Below are 11,579 nucleotides of genomic sequence, written 5' to 3'. Positions count from 1 at the left end.
AACGAGCCCGGCCGACGATCCGTCGGCCGGGCTCGTACGCGTCCCACCGCGCGGCGGGTCAGCCCGTGAAGAGGGCGTCCTCCACCGCGTCCATGAAGGCCGCGTCCAGCATCGTGTGCACGGTGGTGTCCTTGGCCGTGTCCAGTCCGGTGTCGTGGCAGGCGGTGCTGAGCAGGTACCGGCCACCGAGCACGTGGTGGGTGGCGAAGGCCCATTCCCCGTGGGCGGCCGGGGCCCCGTCCGGGCCGATGAGGCCCCCGCTCTCCAGCCCGAAGCCGAACTCGGTGAAGCCCAGCTGCAGGCCCTGGCCCAGAGCCTTGGTGTACGCCTCCTTCAGGGTCCACAGCCGCAGCAGTTCGGACGCCTGCCGGTCCTGGGACATCCGCTCCAGCTCGGCGTGTTCGGCCGGGGTGCACATGTGCCCGCGCAGCAGTTCGTAGGACATCCTGCGGTCGGCCGGCTCCACGTCCACGCCGATCCGGCCGGTGCGCCCGACACCGACCGCGATCAGGTCGTCCGTGTGGCTGAGGCTGACGTCGATCTGGTCGAGGCCCCGGATGAAGGGGCGGCCCCCGAGCTTGTACGCGAGGTCGAGTCCGGCGGGCGCGGTGCGCAGCGCGGCGGCGGCCGTGTACTTGATGATCATCCGGGACGTGACGAAGCGGTAGCGGACGGCCGTGTCGGCGGTGTTGCGGTAGCGCTGCCAGTCGCGGCCCAGCAGCGGGCGCAGTTCCGGGTCGGAGAGGGCGGCGGTCAGCCATTCCCCCCAGGTGGCGTACACGACGGCGCTGCCGTTGCTGTCCAGTGCCTCGTGCACCGCGTCCCAAGGGCCGTCGGGCCCCGGGACGTGCACGGGCGGCGCGATGCGGGGCGGATCCGGCTGGTCCTGCATGGGGAATCGTTCCTCCTGAGGGTCGTGCCGAAGGCCGTGGGGCGCGGTCACCGCACCAGCTCCCGGCCGTCGAGGTCGCAGCTGAGGCCCGCGCGGTAGCGGCGGACGAGTTCGTCCAGTACCTGTTCCAGGCAGCCGTCGGGCAGTTCGGGTACGGCGATGCCCAGCCGGCGGCCGAGCCGGGTCAGGGCGAGGACCGCCCAGGCGGGCTCGGCGAGGAACGGGTCCGAGCCGTCCTGGCCCTCCCAGATGCCGAGCACCGAGGCCGCGGCGAGGACCAGGGCGAAGCGGTCGCTGAGGACGACCACGGCGGGATCGGTGAGCGCGGCCCGGCCGTCGGCGATGCGCAGGCACCGGGCACGCAGGTCGCGCAGTTCGTTGACGAAGCTCTCGGCGAGCTCGCCGAGCACGGCGGTGTGGCCGCCGGCGGCGCGGCTGCCCTCCAGGCGGGCGGCCGAGCCGACCAGCGAAGCGGACAGGAAGTCGTCGCCGCTGGCGATGCCGAGCAGCCGGTAGTCGAGCGCGGGCAGTTCGGCCCCGGTACGCAGCAGCTCCGGCGGCGCCTCCTCGGCGCTGAACCAGGAGCGTTCCGCCATGCTGCGCAGCTGCGGGACGATGACGGCCTGGCAGGCCGCCGTGCCGGCGTGGCCGAGTCCGGCCACCGGCAGGTCGCGCATCAGCTTGTCGAGGGACCCGTACTGAGGGCTGCCGTGCTCGTAGCCGTGCGAGCCGAGCACGGAGGACAGCGCCTCCAGGTCCTCGCGCAGCAGGTCCGGGACGACGTACTTGACGGCGGCGGCCAGCACGTGGGCCCGCTCGGGCAGCAGGCTGAGCGCGCGCAGCGCGACGGTGGCCATGCTGTCGCAGGCCAGCAGGTCGGCGAAGACCCCGGTGAGGGGCTTCTGCCAGCGGCGGACGGTACGTCCCTCGCGCCCGGCCGAGACGGCCCGGACCGCGGAGTGCAGGACGGTGTCGGCGGCCGCGACGGCGAGTCCGGGGATCAGGCAGCGGTTGACCTGGAAGGTCCGCAGGGCCAGGGCGACGCCCTCGCCGGGGCGGCCGACCAGGGCGCTGGAAGGCACCGGGCAGCCGTTGAACTCCAGGCCGGAGAAGAGCCCGCCGCGCATGCCCGGGGTGGGCACCCGGGGCAGCCGCTCCACCGCTCCGGCGGGCAGCTCGTCGGGGCGCAGCAGCAGTACGGAGTGGCTACGGGGGCCGCGTTCGGGCGAGGTGCGGGCGTAGACGACGTACGCGCCCGCCCGGGACGCGTTCATGATGACGTCCTTGCGGCCGCTGAGGGTGTAGCCGACCGCGCCGGGGGTGGCGGTGAACTCGTCGCGCAGGATGGCGTTCGCGTGCGCGACCTCGTGGTGGACGATCGAGGCCCGCCCGCCGTCGAGCAGCAGCCCGGCGGTGTCGGCGCGCTGCCGGGGGGTCCCCGCGGCCCAGACGGCGGCGGTGCTGAAGAGCGAGGTGATGCCGTAGCCGAAGCCGAGGGCGACATCGCGGCGGAACACCGGGCGCAGGGCCTTGACGAGCAGGTCGGCCCGGGTGAGCCGGCCGCCGAACTCGACGGGGACGAACTCCGCGCCCAGTCCGCTCTCGGCGAGCAGTTGCTCGGTCGCGGCGGGCGGCTCGCCCCGCTTGTCGGCGGCGAGCAGCTCGGCGATGCCGTGCGGGTTGGCGGGGTCGTACGGATCGCCCAGGAGGGAGTCGAGCCGGGCGGCGCGCCGCAGCGCGGCGTTCTCCTCGTCGCGGGGGCCGGGGACCGGGCCTGCGGCGGGCCGGGTGCTGAGGGTGGTCTCGGTGACCTCGGTGGTGGCCATGTGGCGTGGATCAGCTCCTTCGTCACGGGGCTCGGGCCGGGCGGAGCCACGGAGCGGGTCCGTGCCTGTGTACGGGCACCCGTCGTGTCGACGCGCGCTCGATCAGCGTGACGGCGCGGGCTCGACGTCCGGTCGAGCCCGCGTACAGCCCTGACCGGGGAACACCGGATGCGGCGGGGCCCACGGCGCCGGCCGGGCCGCGGGCACCGGCCTGCGCGCGGGGCCCGTTCGAGGCGGCTTCGAAGACCGCTCGACCCGCGCGGGAGAAGCTGCGCGGATCAGCGGCAGCGGCACATGAAGAACGCGGCACATGAAGAACTGGGAGCGAGCATGGGTACGACGACCGCGACCGGCACCTGGTTGCGCAGGTTCCATCCGACCGACGACGCGGCGGTCCGCATGGTGTGCTTCCCGCACTCGGGCGGCTCGGCCGCCTACTTCTTCCCGGTGTCCCGGGGCCTGTCGCCCGATGTGGACGTCCTCACCGTGCAGTACCCGGGGCGCGCCGAGCGGCGGGCCGAGCCCTGCGTCACGGACGTCCGCGCGATGGCCGACCTGGTCGTCGATGAGCTGCTGCCGTGGTGCGACCGGCCGCTGGCCCTGTTCGGGCACAGCCTGGGCGGGATGGTCGCCTTCGAGGTGGCGCTGCGGCTCCAGGAGCTGAGCACCCCGCCGGTGGCGCTGTTCGCGTCCGGCCGGCGTGCCCCCTCGGCGCAGCGGGACGAGCCGTACATGCACCTGGCGGCCGAGGACCATCTGATGGAGGTGGTCCTGGACCTGGGCGGGACGGGCGGCACGGTCCGCAGCCTGGCCGCCGAGCAACTGCTGCGCCTGGCCCTGCCCGCCCTGCGCGGCGACCTGCAGGCCGCCGAGACCTACCGCTACCGCCCTGGACCGCTGCTGACCTGCCCGGTGACGGTGCTCAATGGCGACGCGGACTCCCGGGTCACACTGCGGGAGGCCACCGCCTGGCGCAGGCACACGGCGGCGGCCACCACCTTCCGCTGGTTCCCGGGCGGCCACTTCTACCTCGACTCCCACCGGCCGGCCCTGCTCGACCTGCTGCGCGCCGAGCTGCTGCCCGCCCGCTGACCGCGGGCCGACAGGGGCGGCGCTCCCTCACGCGCGACGCGGCTCGGCCTCCCCGGTGAGCCGCGCCGAAGCGTGCGAAACCCGCGGGAGGGCCGGTACGAAGCCCCGGGCGCCCCGGATGTGCCGGACCTCCGCGAGCAGCCCCAGCGGCGCCAGCGCCCGCTCCAGGCCGAGCCGGGTCAGCTTCGCCCCGCCCGCCGCGACGTAGCCGTCCGGCCTGATCAGCACCCAGCCGCCCGGCTCCAGCCCCAGCGAACGCCGCAGCCGCCCGTTGGGGTCGGCCAGCGGTCCGGGGCCGCCCGCGCCGTCGCCCGCGGTGCGTACCGACAGCCAGCGGCCGTACGAGGCCGCCGCGGTCGCCGCGACGGTCGAGGCCTCGCCCGGGCCGGCCTGAGCCCACACCAGCGACCAGCGGGTGTCGCGCAGTTCGGCGTTGAGCGCCGTCGACCCGGGGTCGTCCGGGTGGCGGGCCGCGGCCGCGGCCGCCCGGGAGCCCGCGGGCAGCCCCATCCCCTCGCCGGGTGTGGTCAGCGGGCTCTCCTCGTAGGCCAGGCGCAGTCCCGACATGCCGCCGAGGACCTTGCGCTGGATGGCGCGGCGCAGCGGCCGCACGTTGCGCACGACGGTGAAGACCACGGGCAGGGCCAGGCCGGCCATGGCGTCCTTGAACCGGTGCAGTTTGAACTGGACGAGGAAGGTGGCCTTGCGGGTCGAGCCGAGCAGCGCCTTGCCGACCGGCACGCGTTCCTGCCCGTAGGTCGCCAGGAGTTCGGCCCCCGCCTCGCCGCGGTCCACCATGGCGAGCTTCCAGGCGAGGTTGTACGCCTCCTGGATTCCGGTGTTCATGCCCTGCCCGGAGGCCGGGCTGTGCACATGGGCGGCGTCCCCGGCCACGAAGCAGCGGCCGTCGTCCATGCGCGGCACCATGCGCTGCTGGAAGGTGAAGACGGAGGTCCACTCGGGTTCGCCGACGCGCACCGGCCGGCCGAGCCCGGCGCTGAGCTTCTCGGAGAAGCGGCGGGAGACCTCCGCGCCGGATCCCGCCGGGTCGCCGGGGCGGCGTACGGGGGCGGTGTCGAGCAGGCGCCAGCGGCCGTCCTGGAGGTAGGGGACCATCATCAGGGCCTGTCCGCCGGTGTGCACCCAGTAGATGGTGTCGGGCGGCAGGTCCATCTCGACGGACGCGTCGGCGAGTTCCCAGGTCTCGCTGGACTCACCGAGCAGCGGCAGCTTCAGCTGCTTGCGCACCGTGCTGTGGCCGCCGTCGCACCCCACCAGCCAGGGCACCTCGTACTGTTCCACGGAGCCGTCGGGGTGCTCCAGGCCGGCTCGTACGCCGTCGCGGTCCTGCTCGAAGCCGGTCAGCCGCACGCCCCATTCGACGGTGACGCCGAGCTTGGCGAGGGCGTCGCGCAGCAGCCCTTCGGTGCGGGTCTGCCCGATGACGACGGTGTACGGGAAACGCGTCGGCATCGACTCGTAGTCCGCTTCGAGGCGGACCAGGCGCCGGCCGCCGGCGTACATCGTGAAGGCCCCGTTCCTGCGGCCCTCGGCGAGCACCCCGTCCACGACGCCCATCTGGTCGAAGGTCTCCAGGGTGCGCGGGTGGACGGCGACGGCTCGGCTGGTAGGGGCCGGTCCCGGCGCGGCGTCGACGACGCGCACGCGCAGGCCGCGGCGGGCGAGTTCGTGGGCGGCGGTCAGGCCCACGGGGCCCGCCCCGACCACGAGTACCCGCTCCTTGCCTGCCTCGGACGGTGCGGCGGCGAAGGTTCCCATGGAGGCTGCTCCTCTGATCTGTGTCGGACGGCTGATCGGGTCGCTCACGTGCCGGCTTCCGCCGAGGCCCGGCTGCGGATGCCCTGGCGCAGGCCACGGCGCTCCGGCTTGCCCACGTGGTTGCGCGGGACGGCGTCGAGCACCTCGACGCGGCGGATCTGCTCGAAGGGGGCCAGCCGCCCGTTGGCGGCGTCGACGATGGAGTCGAGCACGTCGAGCAGGCCCGGGTCGGTGGGGTCGCGCAGCACGATGCCGAGCCACACGACCGCCCCGTGCACCGCGTCGGGCCAGCCGGTGACGATGCACTCCGCGACCCGCGGGTCGTCGGAGACGACCGCCTCGACGGCGCTGGGCGAGACGAGTTCGTTGTCGTACTTGAAGACGTCGCCGAGCCGGTCCACGAGGAACAGCACGCCGTCCTCGGTCCGGTAGCCGACGTCGCCGGTGGAGAACCAGCCGTCGGCGTCGATCGGGGAGGGGACGGCTCCGCCGTGGCCGTCGTCGAGGTAGCCGGCCATCACCTGCGGCCCGCGGACCTGGACCTCCCCGGTGGCGAAGACGTCGAGCGGCTGCCGCGATTCCAGGTCGACCACACGGCATTCGGTGCCGGGTACCGCCGGGCCCACGGAGCCGCTCTTGGGGCTGCGCGGGTCCTGGCAGTGCGAGAGCGGGGAGAGTTCCGCCATCCCGTAGCCCTGGACCACGGGCACGCCGAGGCGCTCCGACAGGGCGCGCGCGGCCGCCGGGGACAGCGCGGTGCCGCCGGAGAGGACCGCGGTGAGGCTGTGCGGGACCGGGCCGGCCGGGCGCTCGTCCCGGGCCAGGGCGTGCAGGCGGGCCGGCAGCCCGTAGTAGTGGGTGGCCGAAGTCTCTGCCGCCAGCGCCAGCGAGGCCACCGGGTCGGGGTCGGTGGCCAGCACCTGGCAGGCGCCCGCGTACACCGCCGAGTTGAGGTGCATGACGTGGTAGAGCGGCAGGTGGTTGAGGGTGACCGAATCCGCGTCGAGGCGGTGTGCTCCGGCGATCTGGGCGGCGTTCGCCACAAGGTTGCGGTGGGTGAGCCGGACGCCCTTGGGACGGCCGGTGGTGCCGGTCGTGAACTGGATGCACACGTCCTCGTCGAGGCCGGGGCCGGTGTCCAGGGGCCGGGCGGCCGGTACGGGCGCCCGGTCGAGGACGGCGGCCAGCGACAGGCAGTCGCCGGGGACCACCTCGTCGGGCGCGTCGGTGACGACGACGGTGGTCAGGGCGGGCAGCCGGTCGCGGAGCTTGACCAGCAGTTCGGCGGTGGCGGCCGGTACGAACGCCACTTCCACGGCGGCGGCCGCGAAGACGTGGGCCAGCCCGGCCTCCTTGATGAGCGGGTTGACCAGCACCACGGTGTTCCCGCTCCGCGCGGTCCCGTAGTAGGCGGCGGCGAAGACCGGGTCCAGCGTGTTGGCGATGCCGATCCGGGCCCCGCGACGGCCGCGGGCGTGCTCCAGGTACGCGGCGAAGCGGTCGGCCTCGGCATCCAGTTCCGCGAAGGTGACGGCCCGGCTCCCCGGCCCCGCTCCGGTGCGCAGCGCCCACCCCGAGGGGTCCCGGAGCGCCGCACGGCGCAGCAGGCCGTCCAACGGGAGTTGCGGATACACGAGTCTCGCCATGGTGCCGTCCTCCTGGCTCCCGAAGGGGCGGCCGCGACTGCGGCAGGATCCTCACCCTGGCCAGGAACGCTTGAGGAGTCTTCGAAGGGCGCTCGATCCACGCCGCAGAGACTGTGCAGATCCGACGGAATGGAGCCCGCCATGATGAACGCCCAGATGCTCGACCACCCACCGCAGGAGCGGGATTTCAGCCTCGTGTACGCGGAGGTCCAGCAGTTCTACGCGCACCAGATGCAGCTCTTCGACTCGTTCGAGGCGGAGCCGTGGGCGGGTACGTTCACCGAGAACGCCGTCTTCGACGTGCCGACCCTGCCGGAGCCGGTGCGCGGCCGCGCCGCACTCGCGGCGAACGTGCGGCGCAACCGGGAGCTGCAGGCCAAGAGCGGTGAGCAACTGCGGCACTGGCTGGGCATGCTCGACGTGCAGCGGCAGGCGAACGGCACGCTGCGCACCCGCTGCTACGCGCTGGTGTACATGACGCCGCGCGGCGGCGAGTCACGGGTGCACCGGGTGTGCGTGATGGAGGACGACCTGGTCCTGTGCCGCGGCCGGTGGCGGGTCAGCCACCGGCTGGTGACGCGGGACGATCTGGCCTGACCGGGCCGGTGGCCGTGGCCGGCGGACACCGCGTCGCGGAAGGCACCCGAGCGGAAGGCACCCGAAACGCACGCAGCCGCCCGGGAGGACCGGGCGGCGCTGCGGTACAGGGCTGTGCGGAGGGGGCGCGGGAGGGGTGCGGATCAGACCGTGGCCCGGGCGGCCAGCACGCGGTTGACCATGTCGAGGTAGCGGCGCGGGGTGTCCGCCTCCTCGAAGGCCTCCTCGTCGAGCACGATGGAGAACTCCCGCTCGATGTAGCCGGTGGTCTGAAGGATCGCCAGGGAGTCGTAGCCGAGCTCCACCCAGTACAGGTCCAGGACATCGCCCTCGAGGTCGACGCCTTCCTCCTCTCCGGCGCACTCCCGCAGGATGCGGGTCAGTTCGCCGAGTTCCAGCCGGTCCATCTCTTACCTCTTTCTCGTCGGGTGGGTCGAGGGGGTCATGCGCCCGGGGCGCGGACGACGACGGCGGAGTTGAACCCGCCGCGGCCGCGGGCCAGTACCAGGGCGGTGCGCAGCCGTGTTCCGGTCCGGGGGGCTCCGGTCACCAGGTCGACGGGGCAGTCGGCGGCGGGCGCCGCGGTGCCCGTGGTCGGCGGGATCACCTGGTCGCGCAGGGCCAGGAAGGCTGCCGCGAGGTCGAGGGCGGCGCCTCCGGCGGAGAGCCGTCCGGTCATGGTCTTGGGCGCGGTGACGGGCACCGCGCCGGGGCCGAACAGCGCGGCGACGGCCTCGGCCTCCAGGCGGTCGGCGGCGCGGCTGCCCGCGGCGTCGGCGAAGACGACGTCGACCTCGTCGGGTCGGACGCGGGCGTCGGCGAGCGCGAGTTCGGCGGCGGCGCCGAGCCGGGAGACGCCCCGGCCGGAGCCGGAGCCCGCGTCGGCCGGGTCGAAGGTGGCCGCGTGCCCGGCGATCGTCCCGTACACCCGCGCGCCGCGCAGCCGGGCCTCCTCGGCGTCCTCCAGTACGAGGTGGGCGCCGCCCTCGCCGGTGACGTGCCCGCTCGCCTCCTCGTCGAAGGGCAGGTAGGCGCGGTCCGGATCCTCGCAGGTGCTGAGTTCGCCGCCCGCGATGTGGGCGGCCCAGCCCCACGGGCAGATGGCGGAGTCGATGCCGCCGCTCACCACGAGCCGCGCGCCCTTGCGGATCTGGCGGCGGGCGTGCGCCACCGCGTCGAGCCCGCCGGCCTGTTCCGAGACGATGACGCCGCTGGCGCCGCGCAGTCCGTGCCGGATGGAGATCTGGCCGCTGTTGACGGCGTAGAACCAGGCGAAGGACTGGTACGCGCTGACGTACTTGCCGCCCTTGCTCCACAGCGCCTGCAGCTCGCGCTGTCCGAACTCGAACCCGCCGTAGGAGTTCGCCGTGACCACTCCGGCCGCGTAGGGCGGCATGGAGGCGGGGTCGGCGCCGGAGTCGTCCAGGGCCTCCTTGGCGGCGGCCAGCGACAGCCGGGTGACCCGGTCGGTCTGCTGGAGCAGCCGGCTGGGCACGTGGTCCTCGTCGACGAAGCCGGGCACCTCGCCGGCCAGCTTGACGGGGTACGAGGAGGCGTCGAAGCGGGTGACGGGGCGGATGCCGCTCTCGCCGCGCAGGACGGCGGCCCACCAGGCCTCGGTGCCCAGCCCGTTGGGGGCGGCCACGCCGATGCCGGTGACGGCGGGGGCTCCGGTGGTGGTGGCGGTGGCAGTGCTCATCGTTCCGCCTTCAAGCTGTGGCTCGTCGGGTGGGCGCCGGTCGGGTCGGGGCCGGTCAGGTCGGGGCTGGTCAGGATCATCGCGCTCTGGAAGCCGCCGAACCCGCTCCCGACGGTCAGCACCGCGTCGGTGCGCTGCGCGCGTGCGGTGAGCGGGGTGTAGTCGAGGTCGCAGGCCGGGTCGGGCTCGTGCAGGTTCGCCGTCGGCGGCACCGTGTCGTGCTCGATGGCCAGGGCGCAGGCGGCCACTTCGAGGGCGCCGATCGCGCCGAGCGAGTGGCCGATCATCGATTTGATGGAGCTGACCGGCACCTCGTGGGCGCGCTGCCCGAGGCTCTGCTTGAACGCCTCGGTCTCGTGCTTGTCGTTCTGCTTGGTTCCCGAGCCGTGCGCGTTGATGTAGTCGATCCGCCCGGGGGCCAGTCCCGCCTCGCCGAGGGCGGCGGTGATGGCCTCGGCCATCTCCGCGCCGTCCGGGCGCAGGCCGGTCATGTGGTAGGCATTGCTGCGCGAGGCGAACCCGGCGATCTCGGCGTAGATGTGCGCGCCGCGGCGGCGGGCGTGCTCGTACTCCTCGATGACGAGGACGGCGGAGCCCTCGCCGAGCACGAAGCCGTTGCGGGTGGCGTCGAAGGGCCGGGAAGCGGTCGCCGGGTCGTCGTTGCGCGTCGAGGTGGCGCGGATGGCGTCGAAGCAGGCGGCGGTGATCGGGGTGATGGGCGCCTCGGTGGCGCCGGTCACCATCACGTCGGCGCTGCCCTCGCGGACCAGGTCGGTGGCGTGCCCGATCGCGTCGAGGCCCGAGGTGCAGCCGGTGGAGACCAGGGACACCGGTCCCTGCGCTCCGACGGTACGGGCCACCTCGGCCGCCATCGAACTGGGCACGAAGTAGTCGTAGAGGTGGGGCGCGGCCTTGGTGTGGTCTACCAGGTCCCGGGCGCCCCCGTCGCTGACGACCCCGTACTGGGCGTCGAGTCCGGTGGTGCAGCCGAGCGCGCTGCCCAGGGTGACCCCGGTCCGCGCGGGGTCGACGAACCCGCCGATCCCGCTGTCCGCCAGGGCCTCGCGGGCGCTGACGACGGCGAACTGCGCGGCCCGGTCCAGGCGGATGCTCTCCTCGGGCGTCAGCCCGTTCTCGATCGGGTCGAAGTCGGCCTCGGCGGCGATCCGCGAGCGGAAGGAGGAGGCGTCGAACAGGGTGATGGCGCGGGTGGCCGTACGCCCCTCGGTCAACAGCGCCCAGAACTCCTTGGTCCCCGGGCGGCCGGGGGCCACGACCCCGATCCCCGTGATGACGACTCGTCTCATCGCCCTTCTCCCTGTTCTGTGTTCCGGCGCAGCACGATCCGGGCGGCGCGGCCCAGCAGCCGCGGCAGTTGTGGGTCCCGTACGAAGAAGTGGTCGCCGGGCAGCGTCCGCCGGACCAGCCGTCCGGTGGTCCACCCGCCCCATTCGTCGAGCGCCCGGGCGTCCGCGAGGAGGTCCTCGGCGCCGTTGACGGCGAGCACCGGAACGCTCAGCTTGGCGTCGGCGGCGGCGCGCAGGGCCAGGGCCAGGCGCAGGTCGTCCCGGAGCACGGGCAGCACGCACCGGTGCCACAGGTCGCCGGGCGTCAATCCGGCCGGGGCCGCGTCGAAGGCCTCCATGACCTGTACGAGTTCGGTGTCGGGCAGTTCCGCCGCGCCGGCGAGCGCGGCGGGGGCACCGGGCGTGGGGCAGGCACCGATGGCGAGCAGCGCGGGCTGCGGCAGCCCGGCCTCCTCCAGTGCGCGCACCACGGTGTAGGCGACCAGCCCGCCGAGGCTGTGCCCGTACAGCACGTAGGGCACGCCGGGCTCGTCGGCCACCTGGTCGAACAGCGGCTTGAGGTCGGCGAGCAGCCCTTCGCGGGTGGTGATGCGCGCCTCGCGCCGCCGCCGGTCGCGTCCGGGCAGCGGCCAGGCCAGGACCTCGACCCCGTTCCCGGCGGACGTGCTCCACCGCCGGAACGCGGACACGCCGGCCCCGGCGTGCGCGAAGCAGTGCAGCCGTACCTCCATCGCCGTCCTC

Annotated in this window: 10 protein-coding genes; 2 read left to right on the top strand and 8 right to left on the bottom strand. The window is 74.2% G+C overall.

The window, feature by feature from the left end; translation table 11 throughout:
* Window positions 1-58: 58 nt before the first annotated feature.
* Complete coding sequence (locus tag AC3IYJ_RS41515) at window positions 59-892, bottom strand: 4'-phosphopantetheinyl transferase family protein (protein WP_489403389.1); 834 nt, start codon at window positions 890-892, stop codon at window positions 59-61.
* A 47-nt stretch (window positions 893-939) separates the two neighbouring features.
* Window positions 940-2,718 carry an acyl-CoA dehydrogenase family protein gene (locus AC3IYJ_RS41510; RefSeq protein WP_489403388.1) on the bottom strand — a complete coding sequence of 593 codons (1,779 nt, stop codon included), beginning with the start codon at window positions 2,716-2,718 and terminating at the stop codon, window positions 940-942.
* A gap of 330 nt (window positions 2,719-3,048) precedes the next feature.
* Between AC3IYJ_RS41510 and AC3IYJ_RS41505 the strand changes: the two genes are divergently transcribed.
* The gene (locus AC3IYJ_RS41505; RefSeq protein WP_489403387.1) at window positions 3,049-3,810 is read left to right on the top strand and encodes a thioesterase II family protein; all 762 of its coding nucleotides are present in this window, start codon (window positions 3,049-3,051) and stop codon (window positions 3,808-3,810) included.
* Window positions 3,811-3,837: 27 nt separating this feature from the next.
* On the opposite strand, the gene AC3IYJ_RS41500 is transcribed toward AC3IYJ_RS41505, so the two are convergent.
* A complete protein-coding gene (locus tag AC3IYJ_RS41500) occupies window positions 3,838-5,589 on the bottom strand; it encodes an FAD-dependent oxidoreductase (RefSeq protein WP_489403386.1) in 1,752 nt (583 codons plus the stop codon).
* Between the two features lie 44 nt (window positions 5,590-5,633).
* Window positions 5,634-7,235, bottom strand: coding sequence for a class I adenylate-forming enzyme family protein (locus tag AC3IYJ_RS41495; protein WP_489403385.1), 1,602 nt, complete (start codon window positions 7,233-7,235; stop codon window positions 5,634-5,636).
* A 141-nt stretch (window positions 7,236-7,376) separates the two neighbouring features.
* Between AC3IYJ_RS41495 and AC3IYJ_RS41490 the strand changes: the two genes are divergently transcribed.
* The gene (locus AC3IYJ_RS41490; protein ID WP_489403384.1) at window positions 7,377-7,832 is read left to right on the top strand and encodes a nuclear transport factor 2 family protein; all 456 of its coding nucleotides are present in this window, start codon (window positions 7,377-7,379) and stop codon (window positions 7,830-7,832) included.
* Window positions 7,833-7,975: 143 nt separating this feature from the next.
* On the opposite strand, the gene AC3IYJ_RS41485 is transcribed toward AC3IYJ_RS41490, so the two are convergent.
* From AC3IYJ_RS41485 to AC3IYJ_RS41470, 4 genes are read right to left on the bottom strand one after another with little or no spacing between them, the layout of a single operon-like run.
* Window positions 7,976-8,239: an acyl carrier protein gene (locus AC3IYJ_RS41485; protein ID WP_489403383.1), complete on the bottom strand. Its 264-nt coding sequence runs from the start codon at window positions 8,237-8,239 to the stop codon at window positions 7,976-7,978.
* Between the two features lie 35 nt (window positions 8,240-8,274).
* Entirely contained in the window at window positions 8,275-9,531 is a 1,257-nt protein-coding gene (locus tag AC3IYJ_RS41480) for a ketosynthase chain-length factor (RefSeq protein ID WP_489403382.1), read from the bottom strand.
* Window positions 9,528-10,838: a beta-ketoacyl-[acyl-carrier-protein] synthase family protein gene (locus AC3IYJ_RS41475; protein WP_489403381.1), complete on the bottom strand. Its 1,311-nt coding sequence runs from the start codon at window positions 10,836-10,838 to the stop codon at window positions 9,528-9,530. The genes AC3IYJ_RS41480 and AC3IYJ_RS41475 overlap by 4 nt, the downstream gene beginning before the upstream one ends.
* Window positions 10,835-11,569: a thioesterase II family protein gene (locus AC3IYJ_RS41470; protein WP_489403380.1), complete on the bottom strand. Its 735-nt coding sequence runs from the start codon at window positions 11,567-11,569 to the stop codon at window positions 10,835-10,837. The genes AC3IYJ_RS41475 and AC3IYJ_RS41470 overlap by 4 nt, the downstream gene beginning before the upstream one ends.
* Window positions 11,570-11,579 lie beyond the last annotated feature (10 nt).

It is taken from the genome of Streptomyces sp. GL_140 (assembly GCF_057834465.1).
This window is presented reverse-complemented; position numbering and strand designations above follow the sequence as displayed.

Bases quoted from the DNA above. Each gene is read 5' to 3' on its own strand.
- AC3IYJ_RS41515 (WP_489403389.1), bottom strand. From the start codon at position 892: ATGCAGGACCAGCCGGATCCGCCCCGCATCGCGCCGCCCGTGCACGTC.
- AC3IYJ_RS41510 (WP_489403388.1), bottom strand. From the start codon at position 2,718: ATGGCCACCACCGAGGTCACCGAGACCACCCTCAGCACCCGGCCCGCC.
- AC3IYJ_RS41505 (WP_489403387.1), top strand. From the start codon at position 3,049: ATGGGTACGACGACCGCGACCGGCACCTGGTTGCGCAGGTTCCATCCG.
- AC3IYJ_RS41500 (WP_489403386.1), bottom strand. From the start codon at position 5,589: ATGGGAACCTTCGCCGCCGCACCGTCCGAGGCAGGCAAGGAGCGGGTA.
- AC3IYJ_RS41495 (WP_489403385.1), bottom strand. From the start codon at position 7,235: ATGGCGAGACTCGTGTATCCGCAACTCCCGTTGGACGGCCTGCTGCGC.
- AC3IYJ_RS41490 (WP_489403384.1), top strand. From the start codon at position 7,377: ATGATGAACGCCCAGATGCTCGACCACCCACCGCAGGAGCGGGATTTC.
- AC3IYJ_RS41485 (WP_489403383.1), bottom strand. From the start codon at position 8,239: ATGGACCGGCTGGAACTCGGCGAACTGACCCGCATCCTGCGGGAGTGC.
- AC3IYJ_RS41480 (WP_489403382.1), bottom strand. From the start codon at position 9,531: ATGAGCACTGCCACCGCCACCACCACCGGAGCCCCCGCCGTCACCGGC.
- AC3IYJ_RS41475 (WP_489403381.1), bottom strand. From the start codon at position 10,838: ATGAGACGAGTCGTCATCACGGGGATCGGGGTCGTGGCCCCCGGCCGC.
- AC3IYJ_RS41470 (WP_489403380.1), bottom strand. From the start codon at position 11,569: ATGGAGGTACGGCTGCACTGCTTCGCGCACGCCGGGGCCGGCGTGTCC.